Here is a 15,517-nt window from a genome sequence, read left to right as displayed (position 1 = left end):
CTTGCCTTGCCGGTGTGGCTGCCCGAGAATCCGCCCCGGTCCGCTACCTAAGGAAAGTGATCAGCATGTCTTACCCGAAGAAGCTAAGTCCGGAGTTTTCCGGGGCACTGAGAACCTTCAGTTTCTGGGTCGCCAACGGCACCTTGGGCTATCCGTTGCTGGAAGGCGTCGACTACCGCAGTTGCCTCGGGGACGAGCCGAGCATGCTGGAGATGGCCTATGCCATTTTTGCCAATGTGCTGGAGCTGGACGAGCAGGGCGTACCGGTGAATGCCAAGTACGCCGAGCACCGGGCGGCGCAGTACATCCGCCAGTATTGCGATCCGGGCTACCGGGCACAGCCGGCGTTCGAGGACTGGGAGCAGGAGCTGTACGGCCCGCCCGACCGGGACGACAGCAAGCCCTGGCCAGCCGGTGTGGCCTAGGTTTTTCGACGGCTGGATACAAGCCTCGGGCACTATGGCGTCGAAACGACGACCCCCCTCATCAAGGATTATGAATGTCGCTGATTTCGCAACGTGTAGAGCTGGCCCGCCAGGGTGCCAACGACAAGGTGATTTGCCGCATGGCCTCGGGCTGGGCGGTGATGGGCGATGTGCAGTTTCTTGAGGGCTATTGCCTGTTGTTGCCGGACCCGGTGGTGGCCAGCTTGAACGACCTGGATGCCCAGGCCCGGGCCACCTACCTGCTGGACATGGCCCGCATCGGCGATGCGCTGCTCGAGGCCACCGGAGCGCTGCGCATCAACTATGAAATCCTCGGCAACTCGGAGCCTGAGTTGCATTGCCATATCTTTCCCCGCTACGCCTCGGAGCCGGAAGGCAAGCGCCGGATGCCGGTGTGGTTCTACGACTGGAAGACCGCGCCGCCCTATGTCGAGGCCGAGCACGGCCCATTGCGCCAGCAGCTTGCCCGGATACTGGCTGGCCAATTGTAGGAGCGAGCTTGCTCGCGATGGCCTCTAACGAAAACGCCGCGTTCACTGGGGGAACGCGGCGTGCTTGAGTGCTTCGCGAGCAAGCTCGCTCCTACAAGGGGCTGTTGATCAGCGGTTTACTGCGCTCCACTTGGCTCGCGCTGCGTGCAGCTTCTTGTAGCTGTCGATCAGCCGCAGGTGGCGGTCCAGGCCTTCGAGCTGCAGGTTGGTCGGGGTCAGGCCGTAGAAGCGCACGCTGCCTTGCACCGAGCCGATCACCGCGTCCATCCGTTCGTTGCCGAACATGCGCCGCAAGTTGGCCTCGTAGTCACCCAGCTCCAGCTCGTCGTCCAGCTCCACTTCCAGCACCGCGTTCAGGGCCTGGTAGAACAGCCCGCGCTCGACGGTGTTGTCGTTGTATTGCAGGAACATCTCCACCAGCTCCTTGGCCGGGTCGAACTGCCCCAGGGCCACGTGGATCAGCAGCTTCAGCTCCAGGATGGTCAACTGGCCCCAGGCGGTGTTGTCGTCGAACTCGATGCCGATCAGGGTGGTGATGTCGGTGTAGTCGTCCAGTTCGCTTTCTTCCAGGCGCTCCACCAGCGAGCGCAGGCCGTCTTCGTCCAGGCTGTGCAGGTTGAGGATGTCTTCACGGAAGAACAGCGCCTTGTTGGTGTTATCCCAGATCAGGTCGTCCACCGGGTAGATTTCCGAGTAGTCCGGCACCAGGATGCGGCAGGCCGTGGCCCCCAGGTGTTCGTACACCGCCATGTAGACTTCCTTGCCCAGGCCCTCGAGGATGCCGAACAGGGTCGCGGCCTCCTCGGCGTTGGCCGCCGCTCTTTCACCGCTGCTGCCCTGGCTGGTGAAGTCCCACTCGACGAATTCGAAATCCGCCTTGGCACTGAAGAAACGCCACGACACCACGCCGCTGGAGTCGATGAAGTGCTCGACGAAGTTGTTCGGCTCCATCAGCGCCTGGCTTTCGAAGGTTGGCTGCGGCAGGTCGTTCAAGCCTTCGAAACTGCGGCCCTGGAGCAGTTCGGTGAGGCTGCGCTCCAGCGCCACCTCGAAGCTCGGGTGGGCGCCGAACGAGGCGAACACGCCGCCGGTGCGCGGGTTCATCAGGGTCACGCACATCACCGGGAACTCACCACCCAGGGACGCATCCTTGACCAGCACCGGAAAGCCTTGTTCTTCCAGGCCCTGGATGCCGGCCAGAATGCTCGGGTACTTGGCCAGCACTTCCTGAGGCACATCCGGCAGGGCCATCTCGCCTTCGAGAATCTGGCGCTTGACCGCCCGCTCGAAGATCTCCGACAGGCACTGCACCTGGGCTTCGGCCAGGGTGTTGCCGGCGCTCATTCCGTTGCTCAGGTACAGGTTCTCGATCAGGTTGGAGGGGAAATACACCACCTCGCCGTCGGACTGGCGCACATAGGGCAGGCAGCAGATACCGCGCTCGATATTGCCCGAGTTGGTGTCGTACAGATGGGAGCCGCGCAGCTCGCCATCCGGGTTGTAGATGGCCAGGCAGTGCTCGTCGAGGATCTCCTTGGGCAGCTCATCCTTGCGCCCCGGCTGGAACCAGCGCTCGTTTGGGTAATGCACGAACTCGGCGTTGGCGATCTCTTCGCCCCAGAACTGATCGTTGTAGAAGAAGTTGCAGTTCAGGCGCTCGATGAACTCGCCCAAGGCCGAGGCCAGGGCGCTTTCCTTGGTGGCGCCCTTGCCGTTGGTGAAGCACATCGGCGACTGCGCATCACGGATATGCAGCGACCAGACGTTGGGCACGATATTGCGCCACGAAGCGATTTCGATCTTCATCCCCAGGCCCGCGAGGATCCCGGACATGTTGGCGATGGTCTGCTCCAGGGGCAGGTCCTTGCCGGCAATGTAGGTGCCTTCGCTGGAGCCCGATTGCGGCATCAACAGCGCCTGGGCATCGGCGTCGAGGTTTTCCACTTCCTCGATGATGAATTCGGGGCCGGTCTGCACCACCTTCTTCACCGTGCAACGGTCGATGGAACGCAGGATGCCCTGGCGGTCCTTGTCGCTGATGTCCGCCGGCAGCTCGACCTGGATCTTGAAGATCTGGTTGTAGCGGTTTTCCGGATCGACAATGTTGTTCTGCGACAGGCGGATATTGTCGGTGGGGATATTGCGGGTCTGGCAGTACAGCTTGACGAAGTACGCCGCGCACAGCGCCGAAGAAGCCAGGAAGTAATCGAACGGACCCGGCGCCGAACCATCGCCCTTGTAGCGGATAGGTTGGTCGGCCACCACCGTGAAGTCGTCGAACTTGGCTTCAAGTCGAAGGTTGTCGAGAAAGTTGACCTTGATTTCCATGGGGGGCACCGGCATCACAAAGCAAAAAATGGCGGGCATTATCCGGGTTTTTGCGCGGGAAGTGTTGTGGTTTTCGGCGGACGGGTGGATCGCCAGGGCTGGCTGCCGGTCGCAGACACCGGCGCCCGGCCCCGGGCATCACTCAGGCATTCAGACTTTGAGGATGAAACGATTGGATATCCGCGAATAGCCCAGGGGCAATAACTCGGCTTCGTGCTCCTTGATCAGCTCATGCAGCGCGTTGGCGGTTTCGGCCACCGGCCTGGCTTGCTCCCTGGCCTGTTGCATGACCTGGCACGACTGCCTGAACAGGTTTTCGTAGGCGGGCGAGTTCAGGGACAGGCAGCCAGGGAAGCGCGCCGCCTCAAGTGCTGCATCGAACTGGCGGGCGTCGCCACTGTGTTCCAGGTCGTGCAGCAGCTTTTGCAGAAAGGCACTGCCCAGGTTGGAGCCGCTGAGCCAGACCCGATGCCATACGTTCCACAGGTGAAAGTCGCTGAAGGCTTCATAGGAGCAGGAAACCAACTGGTCATTGGTTGCCACCGCGTTCAGGCAATGGCGCTCGACTTCGATGAACTGTTCCCGTTGCCAGCGGTTGCTGCGGGCGGCGTCCAGCACCTTGGGGGCCAGCCTGAGGATGGACTCGAAGGTGGTGATCAACCCCCTGGAGAACAGCGGGTCGATAAAGCCTGTGGCTTGCGGCAGCAGGCAGAAGCGATCCCCGACATTTTGCACGCTGCGGTAGTTGATGCGCGGCGCGTAGATCCACTCCCGGGCATTGACCGCATCCTTGAAGTGTTCGCCGATGGCCGGGTACTTTTTCAGCAGTTTGCGAAACTCGATCTCTGGCGCTTCGGTGGGACGGTACTTGGCGTTGTTGAACTGGAAGCCGATGCTGCACAACTGATTGGTGCCCTGCGGGTGGTTGTTGAAGGGGATGACCCACAACCAGCCCTCTTCGAAAATGTGGTGCAAGGTGCTCTTGAACAGTTCGATGGGGGAACGAGTGCGGGACAACGGAGCCAGGGCATCTTCGTAGCTCTTCACATTGAGCATGTGGGTGAAGAATGAGCAGGTGTCGGTCGCCAGCCCTTCGGTGGTGCGCAAGCCCAGTTGGCGGGAAAGCGGAGAGCCCTGGGCAGCAGCGTCAATGATGAACGCGGCCTTGACGGGGGCGGCGTTGGACAATGCCACCTCGACCCCGTCGTCGTTGAGGCTGATCGACTCGATCTTGATGTTCTGTCTGGATTCGGCGCCGTGTTTCAGGGCAATCATCAGGGCGAAATAGTCGATGTCCTGCCGGAAAAGATGGGCTTCCGGCACCTTCAGAGGCGGGGCCACAAGGTGGTCGGGGGACGACGGCACATTCTCTTGATGCCAGGCAAAACTGAAGCCCAGCTTGATCCCGCAGGCGCTCGAACCGACGTGCTGGATGATCTTGTCGGGGTGCGAGAGGTAGGCGATTTCAGGGATGTCGAAGCGCTTTGAGAGCAAGCGCAGCAGAAAACCGCTTTCCGGTGTCGCCGCTTCGCCGACGGAGAATCGTGGGTGCTGGGCCGAGTCGAGGATCAGAACGTTCAACCCGGACTTCGCGAGGACGGCGCCGGTCAGCGCGCCGGCGATACCACTACCGATGATAATGACGTCGTACTGATTCATGATGTCTGGCTCTTGTCCTGCAAGGTGGTGGCTCTGGAAAGCGCTGAATGCATTGCGGTATCGAAATGCAGGGTGGCCAGGGTCTGTGGTATTTCCTTTTCAAACGGCACGTCCCAGTAAGGCGTGCTGCCGATCGAGCGTTTCAACTCATTGATGAACAGGCGAGTCTTGGCCGGGACAACGCTGCTGCGTGCCCTCAGTGCGTAGATCGCTCCCTGTTGCGGATCGGCCTCGCAATATTCATCGAGTAGCGACACCAGTTGGCCGCTGGCGATCTGTTCATGCACCAGCCAGGTGGGCGCGTGGATGATTCCTATGCCCTGAAGGGCGCCGTCCACCAGCAACTCGGAACTGTTGACCGATAGCCGGCTGCTGGGCATGAGCTTCTTGAGCAGGCCATCGACCTTGAATTGCCAGGTCAGTGAGAAGTTGCTGCAGGTGCTGTGGATCAGGCAGGCATGTTGGTACAGGTCTTCAAGAGTTTGCGGACAGCCGTGTTGCCGGATGTATTCCGGGCTTGCGCAGAGCACGCGCCGCATATCTGCAAGTTTCGTTGGAATCAGATTACTGTCCGGCAATATGCCCAGCTTGATACAGATATCGACGTTATCGATGCTGGGGTCGAGAGCTTTGTCGTTAAGCGAGAATTCAATTTTCAAACCGGGATGATGGTTCAGTATTCTGCTCAATAAAGGCGCTACATGGCGCCGTCCAAAGGCCACGGGTGCTGAAACCTTGAGAACGCCAAGGGTCGATGCAGTGTGTTCTTTTACTTCTGATCTAGCATGCCCAATGCATCTCGAGATGTTCTTTGCATGTTCGAGAAAGAGCAGGCCTGTTTCGGTAAGTATCAAGCATTTTGTCGATCGATTGAATAGACAAGTTTCAAGTTCTTTTTCGAGGCTATTGATTCTGCGCATCACTGAAGAAGGTGGGATGCCAAGTAGTCTTCCTGTTTCGGAGAAACTACCCGTTTTAGTTACGGATATATAAAGGTCTATGTCATTGACAACGCCTAGCGCCTTCATTCCTAAATCCTTTTAGAATTTTTAGTGTCTTATTTTTGTAAAGGCAAATTACAAAGAGATCATGACAGCCTCCTTAGTACGGCTAGGCTTTTTGTTTGTCAAGCAGTGCTGGGGCCATGATTAGTTGGCTTTGGGAAAATTGATTCATAACATTTCAGGCGCCACAGCTCTACCCGGCGCAGAGCGGAACACCGTCCAAGTGCAAGGCTTGGTTTGCACTATCTGGATACAAAAATAGTTCTAGTGGCTAATTGCGCAGAGCGTCAAAACTATGCTTGGGCGCTCGAAGATGACTTTCTGAAGGCCGTCATATAGGCCTGTGGAACATCGTTAAGTTGTGTTGGTTTCGATGTTGTCGGGGCTGTTTTGCCTTTGCGGATATGCAAAGGCCTTTTGCAAAATCGACTATTCACAAGTGCATTCTTATTGAGGATTGTAGACGGGTTTTCCCAACCCACGATTGTCGAGTGCAGGAGCGTACGTCTATGGACGGAGAGGAAGTTAAAGAAAAGATTCGTCGCTACATCATGGAAGATTTGATCGGGCCAAGTGCAAAGGAAGATGAGCTTGATGACCAGACTCCACTACTGGAGTGGGGCATTCTCAACTCGATGAATATCGTCAAGCTGATGGTCTACATCAGGGATGAAATGGGTGTCTCGATTCCAAGTACCCATATCACCGGAAAATATTTCAAAGACCTGAATGCAATATCCAGGACTGTCGAGCAACTAAAGGCCGAGTGCGCCTAACAGGGAGTGGGCAATGAGCGATCATGATTATGATGTAGTGATTATCGGTGGCGGGCCGGCGGGTTCGACCATGGCCTCCTACCTGGCAAAAGCCGGTGTCAAATGCGCGGTGTTCGAAAAAGAACTGTTCGAGCGCGAGCATGTTGGCGAGTCGCTGGTACCGGCCACCACTCCGGTGCTGCTGGAAATCGGGGTGATGGAAAAGATCGAGAAAGCCAACTTCCCGAAGAAGTTCGGCGCTGCCTGGACCTCGGCAGATTCCGGCCCCGAAGACAAGATGGGCTTCCAGGGACTGGACCACGATTTCCGTTCGGCGGAAATCCTCTTCAACGAGCGCAAGCAGGAAGGGGTCGATCGCGACTTCACGTTCCACGTCGACCGCGGCAAGTTCGACCGCATTCTTCTGGAGCACGCAGGTTCGCTGGGGGCCAAGGTCTTCCAGGGCGTGGAGATCGCTGACGTCGAGTTTCTCAGCCCGGGCAATGTCATTGTCAATGCCAAGCTGGGCAAGCGCAGCGTCGAGATCAAGGCGAAGATGGTGGTGGATGCCAGCGGTCGCAACGTGCTGCTGGGGCGCCGGCTGGGCTTGCGAGAAAAGGACCCGGTCTTCAACCAGTTCGCGATTCACTCCTGGTTCGACAACTTCGACCGCAAGTCGGCGACGCAAAGCCCGGACAAGGTCGACTACATCTTCATTCACTTCCTGCCGATGACCAATACCTGGGTCTGGCAGATCCCGATCACCGAAACCATTACCAGCGTGGGCGTGGTTACGCAGAAGCAGAACTACACCAACTCCGACCTCACCTATGAAGAGTTCTTCTGGGAAGCGGTGAAGACCCGGGAAAACCTGCATGACGCGCTGAAGGCATCGGAGCAGGTCCGCCCGTTCAAGAAAGAGGCGGACTACAGCTACGGCATGAAAGAAGTCTGTGGCGACAGCTTCGTGCTGATCGGCGATGCCGCGCGGTTCGTCGACCCGATCTTCTCCAGCGGCGTCAGCGTTGCACTCAACAGTGCGCGCATCGCCAGCGGCGACATCATCGAGGCGGTGAAGAACAACGACTTTAGCAAGTCCAGTTTCACTCACTACGAAGGCATGATCAGGAATGGCATCAAGAACTGGTATGAGTTCATCACGCTCTACTACCGCCTGAACATCCTCTTCACCGCGTTCGTTCAAGACCCACGCTACCGCCTGGACATCCTGCAATTGCTGCAAGGGGACGTCTACAGCGGCAAGCGCCTGGAAGTGCTGGACAAGATGCGCGAAATCATCGCTGCCGTTGAAAGCGACCCGGAACACCTCTGGCACAAGTACCTGGGCGACATGCAGGTTCCTACCGCCAAACCCGCGTTCTAAACACTAAACACCCAGTCGAAGGAGATGACTGAATGGATGCTCGTGCGCCCATGGATTTTGAACCCATTGCAATCATCGGGAGTGGATGCCGCTTTGCCAAAGGTGCATCGACCCCCGAGGCATTCTGGGAGCTCCTTCGTGCTGGGACCGATTTTGTCGGACCGGTTCCCGCAGAGCGCTGGGACACAGCGGCGATCTACGATGAGAGCGCTGCTGAAACCGGTACGACCTACTGCAAGGTGGGGGCGTTCCTCGAGCACATCGACCGCTTCGATGCGCATTACTTTGGCATCTCGGCCTCTGAAGCCAAGGAAATGGACCCCCAGCAGCGCCTGCTGCTGGAGGTCGCCTGTGAAAGCGTGGCCCGTGCCGGCCTGACCCGCGAGCAGCTCAAAGGCAGCAGGACCGCGGTCTATGTCGGCATGCTGGGCATGGATTACCTGGCACTGCATTCCCGCGAGGCCGGCATCGAACAGATCAATCCCTACTATGCCGCCGGCAAGGAATTCAGCTTCGCCGCCGGGCGTATTGCCTACCACCTGGGTGTTCATGGGCCGGCAATGACCGTGACCACTGCATGCTCTTCTTCCCTGGTGGCCATGCACCTGGCCTGTCGCGCCTTGCAGGCAGGGGAGGCGGACATGGCCCTGGCCGGAGGGGTGAACCTGATGCTGGCGCCGGACCTGACGATCTACATGAGCCAGATCAGGGCGATCTCGCCCAGTGGCCGCTGCCGGGTATTCGATGCGGCGGCCGACGGGATCGTCCGAGGCGAAGGCTGCGGGGTCACGGTGCTCAAGCGCCTGGCAGATGCCCTGCGCGATGGCGATCCGATCCAGGCGGTGATCAGGGGCTCGGCGATCAACCAGGATGGCGCCAGTGCCGGCCAGACCGTGCCCAACGCCAATGCCCAGGCTGCGGTGATCAGCCAGGCCCTGAAAGTGGCCGGCTTGAGCGTGGACGACATCGACTATGTCGAGGCCCACGGCACCGGTACGCCCCTGGGCGATCCGATCGAACTCTCTTCGCTGGACAGTGCCTTCCAGGGGCGTGGGCGGCCGCTGTGGGTGGGCTCGGTCAAGGCCAACATGGGCCATCTGGATGCGGCCGCCGGAATGGCCAGCGTGATCAAGACCATGATGGTTCTCAAGCACGCCGAGGTGCCTGCGCAACTGCATCTCGCACAGTTGAACCCACTGGTGGACTGGAAGCGTTCCCGGCTGGCGGTGCCCACGGCGATCGAGTCGTTGCCCGACCGGCCGCGCCTGGCTGGAATCAGCGGTTTCGGGCTCAGTGGCACCAACGTCCACATGATTCTCGAAGATGCCAGCGCCTATCGGCAGGCACAGCCGCAGCAGGAACCTTCGGCACAGGGCCGGCCCTGGGTCCTGCCGGTATCGGCCAGGTCCGCGCAGGCCGTGGTGGAGCAAGCCAGGGCCTATGCCGTTCATCTGCCGCAGCAAGACGATGGGCAATTGCAAGCCTTTGTCGCCAGCGCCATTCATCGTCGTGATCACTTTGCCTACCGGTCGGCCGTGGTGGGTGCGAACGCCGCGCAATTGAAGAGCCAGCTGGAGCAGTTGCCGGCCCCGACCTTGGCCTGCACGACGGACGAAGAGGATCGGCGCGGGCCCGTGCTGGTGTTTACCGGGCAGGGCGCCCAGTGGGTGGGAATGGGCCGCGACCTGCTTGAACGGGAACCGGCCTTCCTGGCGATGATCCGGCGTTGCGACCAGGCGCTGGCCCAGTGGGCAAGCTGGTCGGTGGAGGCCGAGCTGCGCAGCGACGCCAGTGGGTCCCGCCTGCACCTGACCGAATTTGCCCAGCCCTGCATCTTTGCCATCCAGGTGGCGATCAGTGAATGCCTGCGCCAGTGGGGTGTGATCCCGGCGGCGGTGGTCGGCCACTCCATGGGGGAAGTGGCCGCGGCCTATTGCGCCGGAGCACTGGACCTGGAGTCGGCGGTGCGGGTCATCCACCATCGGGCCCAGGCCATGAAGGACACCTTGGGGCAGGGGCGGATGCTGGTGGTGGGCTTGCCCGCGCCGACGCTCCAGTCGCGTCTGGCGAACAACCCGCAACTGGAACTGTCGGTGGTCAACAGTCGAAACAGCTGTGTGGTGTCCGGCAGCCCACAGGCTGTACAGGCTCTGGATCAGCAACTGCGTGACGAAGGCATCTTCACTTACCTGATGCCGGCGGAATATGCCTTCCACTCCTGCCAGATGGATGAGTGCCTGACGCAGATCCGCGCGGGACTGGAGGATTTGCCGGTGGTTGCCGCGCACACGCCCTGGGTTTCCACCAGCGCGATGCCCGAGGAGCCGATCCTGGCAGATGCCGACTACTGGGCGAGGAATGCCCGTGGCATTGTGCGCTTCGATCGCGCCATCGAACAGTTGATCGAGCAGGGGCACCGGCTGTTCGTCGAGATCGGCCCGCACACCGTGCTGGCGGCGTCGATCAACCAGGCCCTGGCCGACAAGGGAACCCAGGGGCTGGTGTGCGGCGCCTTGCACAAGCAGGGCGACGCCGCCCTGGAGCTGGCCAGTATTGTTGCCCGCTTGTACGAGTGGGGCGCGGGTCCCGACTGGCAAGCCTTCCAACCCAGGGAGGCGGCGCTGGAGCTGCCGGCCTATCCCTGGCAGCAGGAGCGTTTCTGGTTTGCCCCGGCGCCGCGGCCGCAGCCGGCAGGGCTCGTGTCCCAGCTGCGGGCGCAGGTACTGGTGTATGACGCCCAGGGCAATCTCTGCGCCCAGGCCAACGATGTGGCGCTGAGCGTGCCGCAGCTGGCACAAATCGCTGTGCCGGCACCGGCCAAGGTGCCCGCAGCGGCGCAGCCGGTGGGGGATGTGCGGGCGCAGATTGGTGCACTGCTGACGCAGATCATCGGCGTGGCCTGTGCCGACCCGGACCCGGATCGAGGCTTCTTCGAACTGGGCCTGAGCTCGATTTCCCTGGTTGAATTCAAGCGCATGCTGGAGCGCCAGTTCGCCCTCAAGCTGTCGGCGACCGTGGGCTTCGACTATCCCACCATCAACCGGCTGGGCCAGTACCTGGAAGGGCTGCTGTCCCGGGAGCCGGCCAGCACCCCGGTAACGGTCGATGCCGGGGCGACCGACGCCGCGGGGAGCGTCGCCGTGGTGGCCATGGCGTGCCGGTTTCCCCAGGCCGACAGCCCCGAGGCACTCTGGAAGCTGATACTGGAACAGACGGACACCGTGGGGCCGGTACCGCCGTCCCGGCTCGCCGGCGCCAAGCCGGAGGAAACATTCCCGCGGTTTGCCAGCCTTATCCAGCGCCCCGAAGGGTTCGACGAAGCGTTCTTCCGCATTTCCCCCAAGGAAGCCCGGAGCATGGACCCCCAGCAACGGCTGTTGCTGATGGTGGCCTGGGAGGCTCTGGAACGGGCCGGTATCCCTCAGGAGAAGCTGCTGGAACAGAGGGTCGGGGTGTTTGTCGGGGCCAACTCCCACGACTACGAAACCCGGGTCCTGGGTAGCGCGCAAGGCGTGGATGCCCACTACGGCACTGGCAGTTCGTTTTCGGCGATCTGCGGGCGCCTCTCGCATTTTCTCGGCGTGCGTGGGCCGAGCCTGACGGTGGACACCGCATGCTCGTCATCGCTCACGGCCATCCATCTGGCGTGCAACAGCTTGCGTGCCGCGGAGTGCGACATCGCGATTGTGGGTGGGGTGAATGTCATCGCCTCGGCGTCGATCTTTCAATCCATGGGGCAGGCCGGCGCATTGGCCCCGGACGGCATCAGCAAGGCCTTCGACGACAGTGCCGACGGTTACGGTCGAGGGGAGGGCTGCGGCGTGGTCATTCTCAAGCGCCAGGCCCAGGCCGAGCGGGAGCGTGACCCGATTGTCGCGACGATTCTAGGTTCGGCGGTCAATCACGACGGTGCCTGTGCCGGGCTGACAGTGCCCAATGGTCCGGCGCAAGAGGCGCTGATCAGCGAAGCACTGGCCAACGCCGGCGTGCATCCGGGGCAAGTCAGCTACGTCGAGGCCCATGGCACCGGCACGGTGCTGGGTGACCCCATCGAGCTCAACGCCCTGCACAACGCCTATCGCCAGGCCGGCCCCGACAGTCCGCCGCTGACGGTGGCCTCGGTCAAGGCCAATATCGGGCACCTCGAGGCGGCAGCGGGCATCGCTTCGCTGATCAAGGCCTGCCTGGTGGTGGAGCACGGCCGGATTGCCCCGCAAGCCCATCTGCAGCGGGCCAACACCCGTGTCGACTGGGCGGCCATGAACCTCAAGCTGGCGCATCAGGCCATGGACTGGCCGGGCCGGCCGGAGTCGCGGGTGGCCGGGGTCAGTGCCTTTGGTTTCACCGGGACCAACGTGCATGTGCTGCTCAAGGGCTATACGGCGCCCGCGACAGCGCCTTTGCCACCCGCCACAGCGCCAGTGGCCTTGTGCCTGTCCGCGGCCACCCCGGCGGCATTGGCGGAGCTGGCCCAGCGCTATGTGTCCTTCCTGGGCGCTACCGAGCACTGCCCACAGACCATCTGCTACAACGCGCTGATGCGGCGCACGGCGTTCAAGGAACGCCTGGTCGTCCACGGCCAGGATTGCCGCGAGCTGGCTCAGGCGCTACGGGCCTGGCTGGCCGGCAGCCCCATCGCCAATGACCGCAAACCCGCGGCCGGCGAACCCTGGGCAACCCTGGCCGAGGCCTTTGGCCGCGGCGCCCAGTCGCCGGGTCCCGAGCGCTTGCCGGATGGCTGTCAGGCCATCGTGTTGCCCACCTATCCCTGGCAGCTCAACGACTACTGGATCGATGCTGGCCAGCCGGCTACGGCGGTGCAGCCCGCCCGGGCAGCCTCGGGCCATCCTTGCCTGCAGAGGCTGGTACGGCCGGCCGGGCAGCTCTGGTACTGGTCGGGGGCTCTGGCTCCCCAGGCCGGGCATTACGACCCGCTGGGCGAACAGGGGTACAGGGTCAAGACTCACCTGTTGCTGGATGCCGTGCTCCAGGCGGTGCGGGAAACACCGCGGGGCGTGCAGCAGATCCGCGACTTGCAGATTGCCCAGCTGCGTCTGCGCGGCGAACAGCACCTCACTTCGCACCTGAGCATCCACCTCACCCAGGCCCCTGACGCCTGCTTCGAACTGGCCTTGCAAGGGGCCGGCGACGAGCGCCGCCAGGTCTGCATGAGCGGAACCCTGGTTGACTGTACAGCGCAGTTGCAGGAGCAAACCCTGCGCGGGGTGTCGATGCTCGATGAGCCTTCACCGCCGGCGCCGGACGTTGGCCTGTGCCCATGGTCCGGGTGTGCGGCCACGGGCGGGCAGCGGGCCTTGTACCGCTTTGCCCACTCCCTGACGGCGGCCGAGCGCCAGACCCAGTTGCTGGCCAGTGTGGTCGAGCTGTTTGAAGGCGCCCACGCCGCCGCGCTGGTCGGGTTCTCCGGGCTCCAGGTATGGGCAGACCTGCCGGCGCAGGTATGGATTGTGCTGGCCGGCCATGACCTCGACAAACCCGACAGCCTGCAGGTAGTGGATGCCCGGGGTTGCCAGCTGGCACTGTTCGAAGGTCCGCAGTTTGGCCATCCTGGTTCGTGGTACTTGCCCGACCTCCAGACCGCACCCCTCGACCTGCCGATGATCGCTCGCCAATGGCAGGACTATCCGATGCCGGGCGAGGGCGCTCGGCAACGCGAGGGCTACTGGATGGTGCTGGCCTGGAGCACCGCCGAGGTCCAGCCACTGGCTGCGGCGTTTGCGGCTGAACAGCGTCCGGTCGAAGTCATCGAGCTGCACGCCGGGCAACAACCTCTGGCCCGCAAACTGTCCTCGGCGTTGCGCGGGGCAGTGGCCGATCCGTCCTGCCTGGGGGTGATCGTTGCCGGCGTTGATGCTCAGGAGGCCGACGGCCTCGGTATATCCCTGGTGGCCTCTGCGGCGCTGGTACAGGCCTTCGCCGGTGCTATTGCCAGCGTCGGAACACCGGCAAAGCCGGTCTGGTTCGCCCTTCATGCCAGGGATGCTGCATTGCCGGCCATGGCCGCTGTCCAGGCCACCTGGCAGGGCGCCGCGCATATCTTCGCCCTGGAGCATCCTGCCTGGTGGGGCGGCCTGGTGACTTTGCAGGGCCGCGACAGAAGAAGCTACGCCAGCCTCTGCCGGCTGTTGCACGGCCAACCTGGCCATGATCACTTTGCGATCAGCGGCGCCCGGGTCGAGGTGCAATACCTGGTGGAGGATCAAGCCGACCCGCTACAGCGCCTGGAGCCGCCGGCGCTGAACGGAACCGTTGTGCTGCATGCCGTCCCGGGATCTGACCTGGAGCCTGTGCTGACGGCGCTCGGGCAGCGGGGTGTGCAGCGTCTGCTGCTGCTCTGCGAGGCCCCCGGGCAACTGCACATGCCTGAGCGGATGCCCGAAGCGATGGCGATCAGCAGCCTCTCGGACCTGAGCCGGGAAAGCCTGGCTGACACCTTCGCGACGCTGCGAGCGCAAGACCGCATCGCCGGCTTTATCCACCTCGATCTTGACTGGCGCACGGTTGCGCTCAAGGAGCCAGAGTTTGTCGTGCGAATGCAGGAAGGCGTTCGGCCGCTTGAGGTCTTGCAGCAGGTTCACCAGCTGATCGAAGACCCCGAAGCGTTCTTCCTGATCCTGGGCAGCGTGTCTTCCCTGCTTGGCGGGGCCGGCTTCGCCCGCTCGGCGATTGCCGATGCGTATGCCTCGTGGGTGCATGCACAGCGCCGGCGTCAGGGGTTGAACTGCCAGCTGCTGCACCTGACGCAGAGCGAACAGGAGCTTGAGCAGGACGCCGCAGCCCGCACGGCCATGCAAGGCAGCGGCCTGCAGCCTTTGCAGCGCTCGCAGATAGTGCAAGCCATAGCCCGCGTGCTGGGTGGCCAGGGCCAGTGCGGGCTGCTCAATGTCGACTGGCAACAACTCAGAGGGCTGTACTTGAGCGTGCTGCCCTGGCCCTTGCTCGAACACCTGGGTGTAGCGGATAGCGCAGTGGATCAGCGTCTGGCCGAGCTGATTGGCCTGCCACCGCTGCAGCAGCGCCGGGCCATGCAGGCGCTGGTCTGCGAGGTAGTGGGGCAAGTGTTCGGCGTTGCCGATGGCCTGGAGCTCGATGTCAGGAAGGGCTTCTTCGACATGGGCATGTCCTCGGTCATGTCGCTGGACCTGCGCTCACGGCTGGGCCGGGCGTTGAGCATCGACCTGCCTTCGACCTTCGGCTTCGAATACACCTCCATCGAACAGGTCACGGACTACCTCATGGGCCAGCTCCTGGTGCCTGAAACCCGGGAGCCGGTGGCGGCGCCCGAACCTGTGTCGCCAGCGTCGCGGCATCAGGACCTGCATGAACTGTCGCGGGCCGAGCTGATTGGTGCTCTCGAAGACGAGCTGCGCGATATCGCCAATTACTAGCCCTGGGGCTGGATGACAACTGCCAGAGAATCACTGATCGA

At 62.2% G+C, this 15,517-nt stretch carries 8 protein-coding genes; 5 read left to right on the top strand and 3 right to left on the bottom strand.

Annotated elements, in window-relative coordinates; all coding sequences use genetic code 11:
* Nucleotides 1-65 precede the first annotated feature (65 nt).
* Both ABCR88_RS17240 and ABCR88_RS17235 read left to right on the top strand, forming a co-directional pair.
* Entirely contained in the window at nt 66-425 is a 360-nt protein-coding gene (locus ABCR88_RS17240; RefSeq protein WP_041117973.1) for a hypothetical protein, read from the top strand.
* 74 nt (nt 426-499) lie between these two features.
* Nucleotides 500-937, top strand: coding sequence for an HIT domain-containing protein (locus tag ABCR88_RS17235; RefSeq protein WP_011061074.1), 438 nt, complete (start codon nt 500-502; stop codon nt 935-937).
* Nucleotides 938-1,045: 108 nt separating this feature from the next.
* Here the strand turns inward: ABCR88_RS17235 and ABCR88_RS17230 are convergent, their stop codons facing one another.
* The 3 genes from ABCR88_RS17230 to ABCR88_RS17220 form a co-directional block, all read right to left on the bottom strand.
* A complete protein-coding gene (locus ABCR88_RS17230) occupies nt 1,046-3,265 on the bottom strand; it encodes an OsmC domain/YcaO domain-containing protein (RefSeq protein ID WP_350402826.1) in 2,220 nt (739 codons plus the stop codon).
* 150 nt (nt 3,266-3,415) lie between these two features.
* Entirely contained in the window at nt 3,416-4,924 is a 1,509-nt protein-coding gene (locus ABCR88_RS17225) for a tryptophan 7-halogenase (RefSeq protein WP_350402824.1), read from the bottom strand.
* A complete protein-coding gene (locus ABCR88_RS17220; RefSeq protein WP_041117978.1) occupies nt 4,921-5,952 on the bottom strand; it encodes a LysR family transcriptional regulator in 1,032 nt (343 codons plus the stop codon). Before ABCR88_RS17220 ends, ABCR88_RS17225 begins: the two co-directional genes overlap by 4 nt.
* 485 nt (nt 5,953-6,437) lie before the next feature.
* On the opposite strand from ABCR88_RS17220, the gene ABCR88_RS17215 reads away from it, so the two are divergent.
* Genes ABCR88_RS17215 through ABCR88_RS17205 form a run of 3 tightly spaced genes read left to right on the top strand, consistent with a single transcriptional unit; the run spans nt 6,438 to nt 15,476 of the window.
* Nucleotides 6,438-6,704 carry a phosphopantetheine-binding protein gene (locus ABCR88_RS17215; RefSeq protein ID WP_011061078.1) on the top strand — a complete coding sequence of 89 codons (267 nt, stop codon included), beginning with the start codon at nt 6,438-6,440 and terminating at the stop codon, nt 6,702-6,704.
* 13 nt (nt 6,705-6,717) lie between these two features.
* Nucleotides 6,718-8,067 carry a tryptophan 7-halogenase gene (locus tag ABCR88_RS17210; protein WP_011061079.1) on the top strand — a complete coding sequence of 450 codons (1,350 nt, stop codon included), beginning with the start codon at nt 6,718-6,720 and terminating at the stop codon, nt 8,065-8,067.
* 32 nt (nt 8,068-8,099) lie between these two features.
* Nucleotides 8,100-15,476, top strand: a complete 7,377-nt coding sequence (locus tag ABCR88_RS17205) for a beta-ketoacyl synthase N-terminal-like domain-containing protein (RefSeq protein ID WP_350402821.1) — start codon at nt 8,100-8,102, stop codon at nt 15,474-15,476.
* Nucleotides 15,477-15,517 lie beyond the last annotated feature (41 nt).

Source organism: Pseudomonas sp. W17 (assembly GCF_040268305.1).
GTDB lineage: Bacteria > Pseudomonadota > Gammaproteobacteria > Pseudomonadales > Pseudomonadaceae > Aquipseudomonas > Aquipseudomonas protegens.
Note: the sequence above shows the minus strand (reverse complement) of the source record. Positions and strands in the feature narration are given on the sequence as shown.